This is a genomic window from Micromonospora tulbaghiae (assembly GCF_900091605.1).
GTDB lineage: Bacteria > Actinomycetota > Actinomycetes > Mycobacteriales > Micromonosporaceae > Micromonospora > Micromonospora tulbaghiae.
The window spans coordinates 255381-269753 of sequence record NZ_FMCQ01000002.1 but is presented as its reverse complement, the minus strand read 5'-3'; the positions used below and the strand labels follow the sequence as shown (position 1 = coordinate 269753).

Genomic DNA, 14373 nt, shown 5'->3' with positions numbered 1-14373 from the left:
GCTACTCCCACTCCGCTTCCAGTTCGTCCTCGAACTCGTCGATCTCGTCCTGGGACAGCGAGCCCAGGGTCAGGTCCGACGGGGTGTGCCCGCCGGTGCCACCCGATGCGGCGTACGCGACGACGCCGTCCAGTGCGGCCCGCCAGTCGTCGGCGAGCTGCCGCACGTCGGCCTCGTCGAGCAGTTCGCCGGGCCAGCGCCACACCGCGGTGAGCCGGGGCCCCACGTCGGTGTCGGCCGTCCAGGCGGCCACCTCGACCGGGTACGCCACCGGCTGCTCCGGGTCCGCCCCGCCGCCGATGACCACCCCGGCGCCGGCACGGTCGGCACCGCTCAGCCGGCCGAGGTAGTTGAACATCACCTGCGCCCCGGCCAGTTCGGACAGCGCCCCGGCGGTCTCGTCGTTGAGGTGCCGGAGCAGGCCGTACCCGATTCCGTCGTCGGGGGCGGCCCGCAGTTGCTCCTTGACCCGCTTCAGCGCCACGGCGACGGCGGGGCCGCCCTCGCGTAGCTGATGCCAGTCGACCGTCCCCGGATCGAGTCGGACTGGAGCCAGGCTCGTGAACCAGCCGACGGTGCGGGACAGGTCGATGCCGGGCAGGTCGGCCCGGCCGTGCCGCTCCAGGTCGACCAGAACCGACGGGTCGTCGCCCAGCCCGCGCCGCGCGCGTCGGCGCGCCACCGCCAGGGCCAGGGCCGCCAGCAACGCGTCGTCGACCCGGGCGTGGAACAGCGCAGGCACGGCGGTCAGCAGCGATCGGGTCCGGTCGACGGGCAGTTCCACGCGGATCTCGGCCAGCGTGGCGACGGTGTCCCGGTACGGGTCCAGGGGCCGGGTGGCAACCGGTGGCTCCACCTGGTCGAGCAGCTTCGTCCAGAACGGCAACTCGGCCAGCCGGCCAGGGCTGCGCGCCTCCCGCACCAGGTACCCGGCCCACTCCCGCAGCGACGTGCCGACCGGGGTGAGCCGGGTCGGGGTACCGGGCACGGCGTCCAGCGCGGCGGTCAGGTCGGGCAGCAGAATCCGCCAGGAGACCCCGTCGACGACCAGGTGGTGGGCCAGGATCAGCAGGTTGCCCGGCTGCCCGGGCGCGCCCTCGCACCACACGACACGCAACATCCGGCCGGCGGCCGGGTCCAGCCGGAGGCGCGCCGCCTCGGCCGCTGCGGCGAGGTCGGCTCCCCCGGGTCCGGCGTGCGCGCCGGTGCCGGCCGGCCGGTGGGTGATCAGGTCCTCCGCCGCCACGGCGCCGCGCGGACCGATCACCAGTCGCCGCCGTCCCGCCTCGCCGGTGAGCCGCATGCGCAACGCGTCGTGGTGGTCGAGGAGCGCCTGCAGCGCGTCGCGCAGCCGGTCGGCGGTCAGCCCGGCCGGCGCGGGCACCACCACGGACTGGTGGAAGCCGCCCAGCGGACCGGCCCGCTCCAGCCACCAGTGCACGATCGGGGTCAGCGGCACGTCGCCGATGCCGGCGTCGGGGTCGGTGACGGCGGCGGTGGTCTCCCGCGCCACCGCCGCCAGCGCGGCGACGGTCTTGTGGGTGAAGACCTCACGCGGGGTGAGTTCCAGCCCGGCCGACCGGGCGCGGCTGACCAGCTGGATCGAGATGATGCTGTCGCCGCCGAGGTCGAAGAAGCTGTCGTCGGCACCGACCCGGGGCAGCCCGAGCACCTCGGCGACGAGCCCGGCGAGCAGTTCCTCGCGCGGGCCGGACGCGGCGCGGCCGTCGGCGGTGACCACGACGAAGTCCGGCGCGGGAAGCGCCGCCCGGTCGAGCTTGCCGTTCACGGTGACCGGCAGGGCGTCGAGGGTGACCACCGCCGCCGGCACCATGTGGTCGGGCAGCCGGCCGGCGACGTGCTCCCGTAGCGCGCTCGCGTCGATCTCCCGCCCGGTCGCCGGGACGGCGTAGCCGACGAGGCGTCGCGCCCCTGGCTGGTCCTCACGGGCCAGGACCACGCACTGTCCCACCGACGGGTGGTCGGCGAGGACCGCCTCGATCTCGCCCAGCTCGATCCGGAAGCCACGGATCTTGACCTGGTGGTCGGTGCGGCCCACGTACTCCAGCACCCCGTCGGCGCGGCGGCGGACCATGTCCCCCGTCCGGTACATGCGCTCGCCGGGAACGACGGACGGATCCGTGGCGGCCAGCATCGCGGCGAACGGGTCGGCCACGAACCGCTCCGCGGTGAGCCCGGCGCGCCCCCGGTAGCCCCGGGCCAGTTGCACACCCGCCAGGTACAGCTCGCCGGTCACGCCCGGCGGCACCGGGCGCAGGAAGCCGTCGAGCACGTACAGCCGGGTGTTCCAGACCGGCACGCCGATCGGCACGGTGCGTTCCGCCGGGCGGCACGGCCAGTACGTGACGTCCACCGACGCCTCGGTCGGGCCGTACAGGTTGTGCAGCTCGACGCCGTGCTCACCGGCCGGGTCCACGGTGGCGAAGAACCGCTCGCCCAACTCGGCGGGCAGTGCCTCGCCGCTGCAGATGACCCGGCGCATGCCGACGCACCCGGCGGCGGCCGGCTCGGCGAGGAACGCCGCCAGCATGGACGGGACGAAGTGCAGCGTGGTCACGCGCTCGGCGCGGATCAGCTCGGCCAGGTACGCCGGGTCCCGGTGGCCCTCGGGCCGCGCCATCACCAGGGTGGCGCCCACGACGGTGGCCCAGAAGAACTCCCAGACCGACACGTCGAAGCTGGACGGGGTCTTCTGCAGCACCCGGTCGGCGTCGGTGAGCCGGTACTCGTCCTGCATCCACGCCAGCCGGTTGACGATGCCGGCGTGCGGCACCACGACGCCCTTGGGCCGGCCGGTCGAGCCGGAGGTGTAGATCATGTACGCCGGGTTGGCGGGGCGCAGCGGCGCGTGCCGGTCGGCGTCGGTCAGCGCGGCCGGGGACATCTCGGCCGTCGCACGCCGGACCTCGTCGGTGTCGAGCACCAGCGCGGGGGCGTCACCGGCCGGCCCGGCGGTCGCCCGGGTGGTGAGCAGCAGCGCCGGGCGCGCGTCGTCGAGCAGGTACGCGATCCGGTCGACCGGATAGTCCGGATCCACCGGCAGGTACGCCGCCCCGGCCTTGAGCACCGCCCAGAGCGCGACCACCAGTTCCCGCGAACGGGGCACCGCGACCGCGACGAACCGCTCGGGGCCCACCCCGTGGCCGACCAGCAGCCGGGCCAGGCGGTTGCTGTCCCGGTCCAGCTCGGCGAAGGTCAGCTCGCTGCCCTCGAAGACCACCGCGACGGCGTCCGGGGTGGCCGCCACCTGCCAGGCCAGCAGGTCGGGCAGGGTGGCCTCCGGGACGGGGTGAGTGGTGGCGTTCCACTCCACGAGCATCCGGCGCCGCTCGGCCGGGGTGATCGGTTCGAGGCGGCCCACCGGGGCGGCCGGGTCCGCCGCGATGTCGCGCAGCAGCCGGCACGCCCGGTCGAGCAACGCACCCGCGCCGTCCTGGTCGACGACGTCCGGCCGGAACTCCAGCCGCAGCCCCAGCCGGTCGCCGGGGACGAGCACCAGGCTCAGCGGGTAGTGCGTGGCGTCCAGCCCGTGCACGCCGCGTACGGACAGGCCGGTGCCGGCGAGGTCGAGCACGCCCGGGTCCACCGGGTAGTTCTCGAAGACCACCAGCGTGTCGAAGAGTTCCCCGTGCCCGGTGAGCCGCTGGATGTCGGCCAGCCCGAGATGCTGGTGCGGTTGCAGCGAGCTCTGCCGCTCCTGGACGCGGCGCAGCATGGCGGTGACCGGTTCGGCCGGGTCCAGGCGTACCCGCACCGGGACGGTGTTGATGAAGAGTCCGACCATCGTCTCGACGCCGGGCAGTTCGGCCGGGCGGCCCGCCACCGTGGCGCCGAAGACGACGTCGTCGCGGCCGGTGAGGCTGCCGACGAGCACCGCCCAGGCGGCCTGCACCACGGTGTTCAGGGTGACCCCGGCGGTACGGGCCGTTCGGGTCAGGGCGTCGGTGAGCGACGCCGGCAGCTCCCGCAGGAGCTTCGCCGGCGGCATCGGGGAGCGTCCGGCGACGGCCGGCGCCACCACTGTCGGCTCCGTCAGACCGGCGAGGGCGTCGCGCCACGCCGTCTCGGCCGCGCCGCGGTCCTGCCGGGCTCGCCAGGCGGGGTACGCCCGGGTGTCGGTGACCGGCGGCAGCCCGTCGCCCCGGCCGCCCGAGCGGTAGAGCGCGAACAGCTCACCGGCGAGCACCGGCATCGACCAGCCGTCCAACAGGATGTGGTGGTTGGTCAGGACCAGCCGGTGGCGGCCGGCGGGCAGCCGCACCAGGGTGAAGCGCAGCAGCGGCGGGCGGGACAGGTCGAAGCGCTCCGCCCGGTCCGCGGCGAGCAGACCGTCCAGCGCTTCGTCCAGCCCGGCCGGTGCGACGGCGGACAGGTCCGGCTCCCGCCAGTCCACCTCCACCGAGTCCAGCACCACCGCCGCAGGCCGGCGCAGCCCTCGGTGGACGAAGCCGCTGCGCAGTCCGGGATGCCGGTCGAGCAGCGCCTGCGCGGCGGCCCGCAGGCGCTGACGGTCCGGCGTCCCGTCGAGGTCGAAGACGAACTGCACGGTGTAGACGTCGGGGGCCTGCTCGTCGTAGGCCGAGAGGAACAGCAGCCCCTCCTGCAGCGGGGCCGGCGGCAGCACGTCGGCAAGCGCCGGGTAGGCCGCCTCGAGCCGATCCACCTCGTCCTGGTCGAGATCGGCCAGCGGCAGGTCGGAGGGGGTACGGCCACCCTCCGGCTGGTTCGCGTACGCCGTGATCGCCGTCAGGGCGGTGAGCCATCCGTCGGTCAGCTCCCGCACGTCGTGTGCGGTCAGCACACCGTCCGGCCAGCTCCACTCGGCCGTCAGCAGTGGCCCGTCCGGCCCGTCCACGACAACCGCGTTGATCTCCAGCGGGTGGGCTACCGGCAGCGCGCCGACGCCGCCTGCGGCGACCGCGCCGTCGATCATCCGCACCGACCAGTCGCCGGTGCCGGCGGCCAGCCGCCCGAGGTAGTTGAACCCGATCTCCGGCCCGGACGGCGTGGCGGTCGAGTCGCCGGAGCGGGCCGCCCGCAGCTGTTCCTTGATCCGCTTGACCGCCCGGCCGGCAGCCGGACCGCCGGCCCGCGCCTCGGCGGGGTCCACGTCGCCGAGGTCGAGTCGCACCGCGTCCAGGCGGGTGAACCAGCCCACCGTGCGGGACAGGTCCAGACCGTCGACGTCGCCGCGACCGTGTCCCTCGACGTGCACCAGCAGATCCGTGCCCGGGCCCGGCCGGCGGCGCCGATCCGCCACGCTGACGGCCAGCGCGGTCAGCAGCAACTCGTCGACGCCGGCGTGCCTGCGGGCGGCGGCGCGTAGCAGCATCTCGGTGCCGGGCACGGGCAACCCGACCGTTCGGCGCCGCGCCGTCGCCTCGGTGTCGTCCGGCCTGATCGGCCGCCGGGCCAGCGAACTCTCCAGACTGGACGGCGTCGCGTCGACGGCCGTGACGGTCCGTTCCGCGACGCGCCGGGCCCAGGTGCGGTACGACGTGGGCACCGGAGCCAGCCGGGGCTGCGCGCCGCCGCCGGCCGCGGCCACGGCGGCGGCCAGGTCGCCCAGCAGGATCCGCCAGGACACCCCGTCCACGGCGAGGTGGTGCACGGCGAGCACCAGCCAGCCCGTGCGGCCGGCGCCGGCGTCGCCCCAGACCGCCCGCACCAGCCGTCCTTCGGCCGGGCGCAGCCCGTCCACCGCTTCCGCACGGGCGGCGCGGATCGCGTCGTCCTGCTCGGCCGGCCCGGTGGCGTCGATCCGGCGTAGGCAGGCGGCGGCGGCGACGGCGCCGCGCGGCGGGACCGTCAGCCGCCACGCCGTGCCGTCCCGGTCCAGGATCATCCGCAGCGCGTCGTGCTGGTCGAGCAGCGCCTGCACGCCGGCCGTCAACTCTGCCCGGCCCAGGCCGGCGGGGGTACGCACCACGACGCTCTGCGCCACCGCGTCGACCGGGTGCGCCGTGCCCGCACGCTCGCGCAGCCACTCGACGATCGGCGGCAGCGGCACCTCGCCGAGAGCGTCCCGCGGGTCCTCGGCGTCGGTCCCGTCGAGGTCGCCGGCCACCCGGGCCAGGGCGGCCGGTGTCCGGTGGGTGAACACGTCGCGCGGTGTCAGCCGCAGCCCGGCCAGCCGGGCCCGGCTGGCGAGCTGGATCGAGACGATGCTGTCCCCGCCCAGGTCGAAGAAGCTGTCCTCGGCGCCGACCGTGGGCACCCCCAGCACCTCGGCGAAGAGGCCGGCCAGCAGCGTCTCGCGGCGGCCTGCGGGAGCCCGGCCCGCACCGGCCGCGGCGGCGAAGTCCGGTGCCGGCAGGGCCCGCCGGTCCAGCTTCCCGGTGGGGTTCAGCGGCAGCGCCGCCAGCGACACGAACGCCGCCGGCACCATGTATTCCGGCAGCGCCGCGGCGAGGTGATCGCGCAGCTCGGCGGCGGTCGGGGCGGCGCAGGCGCCGGCCGGGACGACGTAGCCGACGAGATGGGTCACGCCGGCGTCGGCGCGGGCCGCCACAGCGGCCCGGCCCACCCCGGGGTGGGCCAGCAGGACCGCCTCGATCTCGCCCAGCTCTATCCGGTAGCCGCGCACCTTGACCTGGTCGTCGACGCGGCCGAGGTAGTCGATGTCGCCGTCGGCCAGCCAGCGGACCAGGTCGCCGGTCCGGTACATGCGCGTGCCGGGCGCCCCGAACGGGTCCGCGACGAACCGCTCGGCGGACAGGCGGGGCCGGTGGAGATACCCCCGGGCCAGTCCGGCCCCGGCGAGGTAGAGCTCGCCGGCGGTGCCGGGCGGCACCGGACGCAGTGCGGCGTCCAGGATGTACGCCCGGGTGTTGGTGGTCGGCCGGCCGATCGGCGGGGCGGCCCCGTCCTGGAGGTCCCCGCCGGGCCAGGCGGTGGAGTAGACGGTCGCCTCGGTCGGGCCGTAGATGTTCGCCACCCGCGCACCGGGCAGCGCGGCGCTGATGTCCCGCACCGCCGCGGCCGACAGCGCCTCACCGGCGAGCACGACGACCTCGGCGTGGGCGTCGACGGCCCCTTCGGCCAGCAGCTGCGCGAACGCCGACGGCACCGCGCTGATCAGGCTGCCGGACCAGCCGGCGGGGCGTTCGGCGAGGGCGAGCAGGTCGTCGACCACCTCGATCTCGCCGCCGCACGCCAACGGGCCGAACATCTCGAACACGGAGACGTCGAAGTTCAGCGAGGTGCTGGCCAGGACCCGGCGCAATGCCTCCGGGCCGATCTCGGCGACCGCCCAGCGGGCCAGGTCGACGACGTTGTCATGGCTCACCACGACGCCCTTGGGCCGGCCGGTGGAGCCGGAGGTGTAGATCACGTACGCCGGGCTGGCGCCGCGCAGCGGTCGCAGCCGGTCGGCGTCGGTCAGGTCGGTGTCGTCCTGCCCGGCGAGCGCGGCGACGACCGTGGGTCCGTCCAGGGGCAACAGCTGGCCGGCGGCGGAGGCCGGCAGCCGGCCGGCGACGTCGGTGCCGGTGAGCACCAGCCGGGGGGCGGCGTCGGCCAGCATGAACTCGATACGATCCGGTGGATACCGCAGGTCCACCGGCAGATAGCCGGCGCCGGACTTCAGCACGGCGAGCAGGGCGACCATCATCTCCGCCGACCGGGGCAGCGCCAGCGCCACCAGCCGCTCGGGCCCCGCGCCGCGGGCGACGAGCACCCGGGCGAGCCGGTTCGCCGCGGCGTTGAGCTGCGCGTACGTCAGCGTGGTGTCGCCGCAGGTCACCGCCGGGGCGTCCGGCGTGACGGCCACCTGCCGCTCGATCAGGGTGGACAGCCGTACGTCGGGCACCGGCGAGGTGGTCCCGCCCCACTCCCCCAGCACGGACCGCCGCACGTCGGGTCCGGTCAGGTCCAGCCCGCCGGTCGGGGTGTGCGGCGCCGCCGCGGCGGCAGCGGCGAAGGTGTCCAGGAAGGCGGCGAGCCGGCGGGCGTGCTCGCCGACCTGTTCCGCGCCGTAGTAGTCGGCGTTGGCGTCCAGGTCCAGCCGGGCGTCGCCGTCGCCGCGCCGGCCGTCGAGCACGACGGCCAGGTCGTCGACCGGGCCGCCGGCCAGGTTGTGGTCGACGCCGGTGGCCGCGCCGAATCGGACACGACCGCCGTCGGGGTCGGCGCCGAGCAGGATGTTGACGTGCGGGCCGAGCACCGACGCGCCCCCGGTGAGGCCGAGGTCGCGGTGCAGGTCCTCGAAGCGGTAACGCTGGTGGCGCAGCGCGGCGTGCAACTCCCGGGACACCTCGGCCACGAACTGGCCGAGCGGCGTGCGGGGCCGCACCGCGACGCGCAGGGGCGCGATCGTGGAGACCGTTGCGGGTACGCGGCGCGCCAGGGAGCTGCGGCGGGCAGTCGACGGCAGGGCCAGCACCACGTCCTCGTCGCCGGTGAGCCCGTTCAGGTACGCGGCGACGGCGGCCACCACGATCGTCGGCACGGCGACGTCCCGCTCGCGCGCGGCGGCACGCAGCCGTCGCATCGTCGCGGAGTCGACCGTGGCGCTGCGCCGGATCAGCCGGCGGGCGGTGGTGGGCTGCCGGCCGGCGAGGCTGGTCGGGGTGGGGCGGTCGGCGAACCGTCCGGTCCAGTAGCGGCGGTCCCGGTCGAACCGTTCGCCGGTCCGGTCGGCGGTCTCCTCCGCCACCAGCGCCCGCAGCGCGCCGAACGGCGCGGAGCCGGGTTCACCGCCGCCGCTCAGCGCGGTGTAGACCTCGGCCACCCGCCGGGCCACCAGGACCATGCCGTACCCGTCGAGCGCGATGTGGTGGTAGCACTGGTACCACAGCGTGCGATCGTCGGCGAGGCGCAGCAGCGCGTAGCGGAAGACCGGTTCGCGGTGCGGATCGACGGCCCTGGACCTGTCGGCGTGCATCCACGCCGTCGCGGCCGCGTACGGGTCGGGCTCCTGCCGCAGGTCGAGTACGGGCAGCGTCCAGTCGACGCCGGGCAGCACCGACAGCACCGGGCGTCCGTCGGCGGGCTCGTCGACCCGCACGCGCAGCGCCTCGGTGTCGGCGACGGTACGGCGCAGCGCCGCCTCGAACGCGACCGGGTCGACCGGACCGGCGAGGTCGGCGTACTCGGCCAGGTTGTAGACGGGGTTGTCCGGCTCGAGCCGCTGGGCCAGCCAGATCCCGTACTGCGCGGTGGTCAGCGGACAGGGGATGTCCTCGTGGTCGGGCACGGCAGTCCTCCGGGGCTACGGACGCGGCGGGTTCGTGGATGGCCGAGCGCGCCCGCGCGGGCCGCCGGCTGCCCGGCCGGGTCGGACGCGACCCGGCCGGCGACGGGTCAGCGGCCCCGGGCCGCCGCGCGGTACGTGTGCGCGGCCAGCGTGGCGCTGATCAGCAGCAGCGCGACGGTGAGCAGCAGCGACGCGGCGACCGGGTGGCGCATCGGCAGCGCGTCGCCGGTCGTGCCCGGGTTGCCGAACAGCTCGCGGCAGGCCGCGACGACGGCGGAGAGGGGGTTCCACTCGCAGGCGGTGCGCAGCCAGTCGGGAAGCCCGCGCAGCGGGATGAACGCGTTGGACAGGAAGGTCATCGGCATGATGACGAGGAAGGCCACCGCGCTGACCGTCTCGGCCGAGCGCAGCCTCAGTCCGAGCAGGACGCCGATCCAGGAGGCGGCGAAGCCGAGCAGGAGCAGCAGGCCGAAACCGGCGAGCACCTGAGCCGGCCCGGTGTGGGTACGCCAGCCCATCGCGTAACCCACGACGGCCATCGCGACGCAGGCGATCACCACGCGGGTGAGGTCGGCCACGGTCCGGGCCAGCGGCACGGCGAGCCCGGCTATCGGCAGCGACCGGAACCGGTCGTCGATGCCGTTGCCCAGGTCGTCGACCACGCCGAGCGCGGTGTGCTGGAGGTTGGTCAGCATCATCTGGGCGAAGATCCCGGCCATCAGGAACTCGCGGTACCCGCCGTCGGGCACCTCGATGACGCTGCCGAACAGGTAGCCGAAGATCACCACGTAGGCGACCGGCATGACTGTCACCCCGAGCAGCCGCATCGGTACCCGGCCCAGGTGGCGCAGGTGACGGCCCACCAGGGCCGACGTCTCGACGGTCAGGGTGGTCATGCCGCTGCCTCCGACTGCTCGGCGGAACTGCGTCCGGTGAGATTGAGGAAGACGTCATCCAGCGTCGGCGCGCAGCTGGCGAACGACTCGACGTCGACGCGGGCTGCGGCGAGCGCCGCCGCGGCGGCCGCGAGGCCGGTCAGCCCGTCGCCCATCGGTAGCCGCAGGCTCACCCCGTCGTCGTCGAGCACCGGACGGTGGGTGGTGACGGCGGTCAGGGCGGCGACGGCCGCCGCACGCTGCGCCGCCTCGCGTACCCGTATCTGGAGGTGCTCGTCGCCGACCTTGCGCTTCAGCTCGTCCGAGGTGCCCTCGGCGATGACCTTCCCGCCGTCGAGGACCAGGATCCGGCCGGCGAGATGGTCGGCCTCTTCGAGGTACTGCGTGGTGAGCAGCACCGTGGTGCCCTTGGCGACCTGCTCGCGGACCATCGCCCACAGCGTGCGCCGGTTCGTGACGTCCAGGCCGGTGGTGGGCTCGTCGAGCACCAGCACCGGGGGGTCCGCCACCAGGCTGGCGGCCAGGTCGAGCCGGCGACGCATGCCGCCGGAGTAGGTCCGGGCGGCCCGTTCGGCGGCGTCGGTGAGCTGGAAGCGCTCCAGCAACTCGTCGGCGCGGGTGCGGGCCGCCCGCCGTCCGAGATGGTGCAGGACGCCGATCAGGACCAGGTTCTCCCGGCCGGTGAGCAGCTCGTCCACGGCCGCGTACTGGCCGGTGAGACCTACCCTCCGGCGCACCTCACGCGGCTTGCGGACCACGTCGTAGCCGCAGACCCGGGCGCTGCCGCCGTCGGGGGTAAGCAGCGTGGAGAGGATCCGCACCATGGTGGTCTTGCCGGCCCCGTTCGGGCCGAGCAGGCCGAGCACCGTGCCGGCCGGCACGGCGAGGTCCACCCCGGCAAGGGCGGTGTGGGTGCCGTAGCTCTTGCGGAGCCCTTCGGCCTCGATCGTCAGGTCCATGTGCCATCCCATCGGCGGTCGTCGTGCGAACGGTGCGCGGACATCAGGTCGCCGACGGGAAGAAGTCGGCGACGGTACGGCCACCACCTGCGGCGCGTACCCGGTCGAAGGCCCAGGCCCCGACGGCGAGATCGAGCACGCCGAGGCCGAACGGCGCGAAGATCGCGGCTCGGTCGGGGTCCCGGCGCACACGGCCCCGCAGCACGTCGGCGACGGTGCCGTCGACGAAGTCCCGATGCCCGACCCGTTGCTCGGCCAGGTGCAGCGAGGTGCGTTCCCGGACCGCGTGGTCGACGTCGTCGGTGATGTTCTGCCCGGCCAGCACGACCTCGGGTGACAGGTCCCGCAGCGACAGGTGCAGCACTGTCGGGCGGTGGGCGAGCAGCGCCGGGTCGTGCAGGTGCGGTTCCCCGGCCACTGTGGCCAGCACCACCAGGTCGGCGCCGAACGCGTCGGCGGCCTCCGGGACCACCTTGACCGCGCCCACTCCGTCGGCCCGCACCGTGGCGGCGAATCGACCGGCCGCCGCCGGATCCAGGTCGAACAGTCGGTACTCGTCGATGTCCCAGTCCAGGTCACGCAGGAAGCGGCGGACGTGCTCGGCGATCAGGCCGGTGCCGATGAAGCCGACGCTGGGCGCCCGCCGGCAGCCGACCAGTTCCTCGGCGCCGAGCACGGCGGAGGCCGCGGTGCGGGTCGCGGAGATCAGCGACGACTCCAGGCAGGCGTACGGATGACCGGTGGCCAGGTCGTTGAGGATCAGAACCGCCGAGGCGCGGGGAATGTCGTGCGCGGTGTTGCCCGGGAAGCTGGCGATCCACTTGATGCCGGCCACCTCGAAGTCGGCGCCCAGGTAGGCGGGCAGGGCGATGATCCGGTCCCGGGGCAGGTCGGGGAAGCGCAGGAAGCTGCTGTGCGGCAGCGCGCTGGCGCCCTCGTCGTGGGCGAGATAGCAGCGGCGCACCGCGTCCAGGCAGGCCGGCCGGTCGGCCTCGACGGCCGCCGCCACCTCGGCCGCGGTCACCACCGTGAACGGGGGGATGGTCGGTCGATCGGTCATGCTGTTCGGGTTCCTCTCAGACCAGCGCCACGGTCGGACCGCGGTCGCGTCGGGCGGCGAACCGGTCGACCCACTCCGGGTCGTACACCGTGTCGGCGTAGCCGGTGCCCCGGTCGGCGCACAGGAAGGCGACTGTGGGGCGCGGCCCGCGATGGTCGGCGAAGTAGCGTTCGATCGCGCTGTAGACGCTTCCGGTCGAACCGCCGGCGTACAGTCCGTGCCGCTGGAACAGCTCGTGACAGCCGCGTACCGCGTCCAGCTCGGGCACGATCACCACGTCGTCGATGTGTGCCCGGTCGACCAGGGGCGGCACGATGCTCGAACCGAGACCGGGCAGACGGCGCTTGGCCGGTGGGCCGCCGAAGATGACCGACCCCTCGGCGTCGACGGCGACCACCCAGGTGTCCGGGCGCAGCCGCTTGAGCCGGGCGGACAGTCCGGCGATGGTGCCGCCGGTGCTCACCCCGACGAACAGGTAGTCCACCCGGGGCAGGTCTCCGCACAGCTCGGCGCCGGTGAGCAGGTCGTGTGCGTCGACGGCATCCTGATTGGCGTACTGATTGGGCCAGTAGACCCTCGGCAGTTCGGCGCGCAGCTCCTCCACCCGGCGCAGCCGGGTGCCGAGATAGCCGCCCGTCTCGTCGGGCTCGGTCACCTTCTCCACCCGGTCGCAGAGCCGGCGCAGGTACGCCTCGGTGGCGGCGTTGACGTTCGGGTCGACGACCGGGACGAAGGTCAGCCCCAGCCAGCGGCAGAACGAGGCGAGCGAGATGGCGAAGTTCCCCGAGGACGACTCCACCACAGTGGTTCCTTCGACGACCTCACCGCGCTCGACGGCCCGCCGCAGGATCCAGTACGCCGAGCGGTCCTTGGAACTGCCGTTGAGGTTGACGTACTCCAGCTTGGCGAACAGGTCCAGCCGGTCGTGGCGAAGCTGCACCAGCGGGGTACGCGGCATCGCCTGCCCCACCACCGCCAGCTGTTCCAGCAGGGACTCATGACTCACGGCTATCACTTCCGCACTGCGGCATCACTGCGGCTCCCGATCCGGCTCGATGGTGGGCCCAGCGGCTCAACGGAGACGACCGGCGGGCGGATGAATGGATGGCACAACGCCCGCTCACCGTGGGGCATGCGGCTCGGGGAACCCTCGGACCGTGATCGGGCCCGGATAGCGGCCCGCTCGAGCCGCGCGGACCGGGACTGTCCGGACCGGCCGCCTCCGGCCGGGTCCGCCCGGCGCGCTCGTGGCGGCGCCGGACGGACCCGGAGGCGTCAGGGGCAGGTCACCACCTGACCGGCGAAGGTCAGTCCGCCGCCGAATCCGAGCAGCAGCACCGGCGCGCCCTCGGGCACCTCCCGCCGCTCCACCAGTTTTGCCAGGGCGATCGGTGTGCTCGCCGAGGACGTGTTGCCCGAGGACACGATGTCCCGGGCGATCACCGTCTTCTCCGTGACGCCGAGATCGCGGGCGATCGCGTTGATGATGCGCAGGTTCGCCTGGTGCGGCACGAACGCCGCCAGGTCCTCCGGCTCGACTCCGGCCCGGCGGCACGCCTCCCGCGCGACCGGCGTCAGCGCCGTCGTGGCCCAGTGGAACACGGTCTTGCCGTCCTGCTCGATGTGCGCCGAAGCGCCCTCGATCCGGATGGCCGACCCGCGTTGGGCGGACCCGCCCCACACCACCGGGCCGACGCCGGGTCGTTCGGCGCCGACCAGTACCGCCGCCCCGGCGCCGTCACCGAACAGGATGCAGGTGCTGCGGTCCTGCCAGTCGACGTAGTCGGTGAGGCGCTCGGCACCGATCACCACGGCGGTCGCCGCGGCACCGGCCCGGATGGCGTGGTCGGCGGTGGCCAGCGCGTAGGAGAATCCGGAACACGCGGTGTTGACGTCGTAGGCCGCCTGCCCCGACATCTCCAGGTTCGCCGCGACCCGGCTCGCCACGTTGGGCACGCGGTCCACCGCGGTGCACGTGGCGACCACCACCAGGTCCACCTGGCCCGGCTGGACACCGGCCGCGCTGAGCGCCTTGCCCGCGGCGGCGGTGGCCATGTCGGCCACCGACTGGTCCTCGGCGACGTGCCGGCGTTCGATGCCGACCCGGCTGCGGATCCACGCGTCGTCGGTGTCGACGCGTTCGGACAGCTCCTCGTTGGTCAGCACCCGCGGCGGCTGGTAGTACCCAAGACCGGCGACGCGGGTTCCCGCCCAGTTGCGCACAGTGGTCTCCTCTCCCGC

Annotated in this window: 6 protein-coding genes; all 6 read right to left on the bottom strand. The window is 74.6% G+C overall.

The window, feature by feature from the left end:
- Position 1: 1 nt before the first annotated feature.
- The 6 genes from GA0070562_RS06310 to GA0070562_RS06285 all read right to left on the bottom strand — a co-directional run bounded on the left by GA0070562_RS06310 (position 2) and on the right by GA0070562_RS06285 (position 14355).
- Positions 2–9217 carry a non-ribosomal peptide synthetase gene (locus tag GA0070562_RS06310; RefSeq protein ID WP_091416755.1) on the bottom strand — a complete coding sequence of 3072 codons (9216 nt, stop codon included), beginning with the start codon at positions 9215–9217 and terminating at the stop codon, positions 2–4.
- A gap of 107 nt (positions 9218–9324) precedes the next feature.
- The gene (locus GA0070562_RS06305) at positions 9325–10113 is read right to left on the bottom strand and encodes an ABC transporter permease (RefSeq protein ID WP_091416752.1); all 789 of its coding nucleotides are present in this window, start codon (positions 10111–10113) and stop codon (positions 9325–9327) included.
- Positions 10110–11072: an ATP-binding cassette domain-containing protein gene (locus GA0070562_RS06300; protein WP_091416749.1), complete on the bottom strand. Its 963-nt coding sequence runs from the start codon at positions 11070–11072 to the stop codon at positions 10110–10112. The genes GA0070562_RS06305 and GA0070562_RS06300 overlap by 4 nt, the downstream gene beginning before the upstream one ends.
- Before the next feature lie 43 nt (positions 11073–11115).
- A complete protein-coding gene (sbnB, locus tag GA0070562_RS06295) occupies positions 11116–12132 on the bottom strand; it encodes a 2,3-diaminopropionate biosynthesis protein SbnB (protein ID WP_091416745.1) in 1017 nt (338 codons plus the stop codon).
- Between the two features lie 16 nt (positions 12133–12148).
- The gene (gene sbnA, locus GA0070562_RS06290; RefSeq protein ID WP_225853064.1) at positions 12149–13138 is read right to left on the bottom strand and encodes a 2,3-diaminopropionate biosynthesis protein SbnA; all 990 of its coding nucleotides are present in this window, start codon (positions 13136–13138) and stop codon (positions 12149–12151) included.
- 269 nt (positions 13139–13407) lie between these two features.
- The gene (locus GA0070562_RS06285; protein WP_091416742.1) at positions 13408–14355 is read right to left on the bottom strand and encodes a beta-ketoacyl-ACP synthase 3; all 948 of its coding nucleotides are present in this window, start codon (positions 14353–14355) and stop codon (positions 13408–13410) included.
- Positions 14356–14373 lie beyond the last annotated feature (18 nt).